This window comes from Streptomyces sp. P5F9, assembly GCF_057961495.1.
Map to the genome: position 1 here is coordinate 1 of NZ_JBXVPZ010000763.1, position 2,708 is coordinate 2,708.

The 2,708-nt window shown below is 70.5% G+C and carries 3 protein-coding genes; 2 read left to right on the forward strand and 1 reads right to left on the reverse strand.

Annotated features, from left to right (window positions below):
- On the forward strand, positions 1 to 715 hold a 715-nt coding region (locus AC31A1_RS49705; RefSeq protein ID WP_489659646.1), incomplete at its 5' end, for an esterase/lipase family protein.
- Between the two features lie 68 nt (positions 716 to 783).
- Here AC31A1_RS49705 and AC31A1_RS49710 read toward each other — a convergent pair.
- The gene (locus tag AC31A1_RS49710; protein WP_489659647.1) at positions 784 to 1,818 is read right to left on the reverse strand and encodes a lytic polysaccharide monooxygenase auxiliary activity family 9 protein; all 1,035 of its coding nucleotides are present in this window, start codon (positions 1,816 to 1,818) and stop codon (positions 784 to 786) included.
- Between the two features lie 193 nt (positions 1,819 to 2,011).
- Here AC31A1_RS49710 and AC31A1_RS49715 point away from each other — a divergent pair, with 193 nt between their 5' ends.
- Entirely contained in the window at positions 2,012 to 2,467 is a 456-nt protein-coding gene (locus tag AC31A1_RS49715; protein ID WP_489659648.1) for a GNAT family N-acetyltransferase, read from the forward strand.
- Positions 2,468 to 2,708: the final 241 nt, after the last annotated feature.

Consider the following 2,708-nt stretch of genomic DNA (forward strand, 5'->3'; position numbering starts at 1 on the left):
CCCCCGCCCCGTCGTCCTCGTGCACGGCACCTTCGCCAACGCCACCGACAACTGGCTGGTCCTCGCGCCGTATCTGGAAGCCCGCGGCTACTGCGTCTTCTCCCTCGACTACGGCCAACTCCCCGGCGTCCCGCTCGTCTACGGCCTCGGCCCCATCGACAAGTCGGCAGGGCAACTCCAGGTCTACGTCGACAAGGTGCTCGCCGCGACCGGCGCGGCCAAGGCCGACCTGGTCGGGCACTCGCAGGGCGGCATGATGCCCCGCTACTACCTCAAGTTCCTCGGCGGCGCCGCCAAGGTGAACACCTTCGTCGGCATCGCGCCCGACAACCACGGCACCACCCTGGACGGCCTCACCAAACTCCTGCCGTACTTCCCGGGCGCCGAGGACGTGATCTCCGCAGCCGCCCCCGGCCTCGCCGACCAGGTCGCCGGCTCGGCCTTCCTCGCCAAGCTGAACGCGGGCGGCGACACCGTCCCCGGCGTCCACTACACGGTCATCGCCACCAGGTACGACGAGGTCGTCACGCCTTACACGAGTCAGTTCCTGAGCGGGTCCGACGTGCACAACGTGCTGATCCAGAACCTGTGTTCAGTGGATCTGTCCGAGCACGCCCTGCTCGGGCTGACGGACCGGATCGCCTTCCACGAGGTCGCCAACGCCCTCGATCCCGCGCACGCCACTGCCACCACCTGCCTGTCGGCGCTGAGTTGACCGTAGGCACACCGCGGGGCCTGTCCGACCTGAGCCGCCGGACAGGCCCCGCCCCCCTGCACGGTCACCTAACGGCCGTGCCGTCCACCGCCGTTGGTCGCGCGGCGGCGGACCGAGGCGAACAGGGCCGCGGCGCCGAGCGCCAGGGAGGCGGCGCCGCCCACGATGAGATACGGCGAGCTGTTGTTGGCGCCGGTCTCGGCGAGGTTCTTCGAACTACCCGCCGTCTGCGGCTCGTTGGCCTCGGTGGTCGCCTGGTTCGTCGCGGCGACCGGCTCCGCCGAGGTGCTCGCGTCCGCGTCCCCGTGGCCGTTGTGCTCGACGGTCGACCTGTCGGCACCGGCCGCGATCTGCCGGCTGGAAGGGGCGGAGGCGGTGGGCGCCGGAGTCGTGGGAGCGGCCGGGGCCGGCGTCGAACTGCCCGCCGAACCACCGCCGTTGGCGCCCGTGCCGCTTCCACTGCCGCTGCCGCCGAAGCTGACGTCCGAGCAGGAGTAGAACGCCTCCGGACTGTCCGAGCGCTGCCAGATCGCGTACAGGAGCTGCTTGCCGGAGCGTTGCGGAAGGGCGCCGGAGAAGGTGTAGAAGCCGCCCGTCGCGACCGGGTCGGTGGACGCCGCGACCGGGTGCTCCAGGTCCAGGTCGGACCAGGCGAGCGGCTGGGCGGGGTCGTAGCCGGACTTGGTGATGTACACCTTGAAGGTGCCCTTGTGCGGGGCGGTCACGCGGTACTTGAAGGTGTACGAGCCGCTGCTCACGCTCGTCGCCGGCCAGTCGGTGCGGGCCAGGTCGAGGCCCTTGAACTCCTCGTTGTTCGCGCTGCACAGCTTGCCGTCCGGGATCAGCGTCTGGTGCTGCCCGTTCGCGTCACCGATCCGGATGCCGTTCCAGTCGTAGAGCGCCTGCGTGCCACCGGCCGCGACCGCCGCCCTGCACGCGTCGGACCTGGGGCTCTCCGGGCCCTCCGCGTAGCACTGCGCGACCCTGCTGACGGGGTCGCCCATCGAACCGTGCGCCGCCGCGGGCGCCGCGGCGAGCGCGGTCAGGGCGAGGGGAGTCATCCCGAGGACGGCGACAGCGGCGGCCTTGCGGCGTGCGGGCATGGGGGAACTCCAACTCCTCGGACGGTGCTCGGCGCGGGGGACGGATCCCGTGGGGGTGATCAGAAGCTAGCCCCTGGAAACCGCGGAACCGCCTGCTGGAGGAGGGTGAGGGAGATCCTTATGGTGGCGTTAAGGCAGGGCTAACTGAGGGCTCAGGGAGGGACGGTTCCGTGAGCGTGGAGAGGTGTTGCGGATGAGTGGACCGGACGGGGTTCGTGTTGCCGTCGTTGCTGATGTGCCCGTGGTGAAGGCCGTGACCGATATGGCGTACCGCCACTACATCGCGCGCATCGGTGTGGTGCCGCAGCCCATGGAGGCGGACCACATGGCGAATGTGGTCGCCGGGCGGGTGTTCGTGACGGGGGAGCCGGTGAACGGGCTCGTCGTGATCGAGGCGCACGACGACCATCTGTTCCTCGACAGCATCGCCGTCCACCCCGACGCGCACGGCACGGGGATGGGACGGCGGCTGCTGGAGTTCGTGGACGCACGCGCGCGTGACCTCGGACTGCCCGAGGTCAGGCTCTACACGAACGCGCTGATGTGGGAGAACCAGAAGATCTACCCGAAGTTCGGGTACGAGGTCGTCGAGCGGCGCACGGACGGACCGTACGACCGCATCCACTACCGGAAGCGACTGACCGGCTAGGCCGTGTCCGCAAAGTCCCGCCGTCCGCCCGGAGGGCGGGCTCCGCGGCGTTCGGTGCGTGCTCTGGGGGTCCCCCGGCGGGAGGCTGGGGGAGTGCCGGGCGGAAGCCCTCGTACTGGTTGTACGTGGGCTTTCGTCCGGTGCGGCGAGTGGGGGCACCTCCCACGCCCTTAAGGCAGTGGGGGAGCGTGCCGGGCGTCGCGGAGCAGGCGGGACTTTGCGGACACGGCCTAGCCATTCG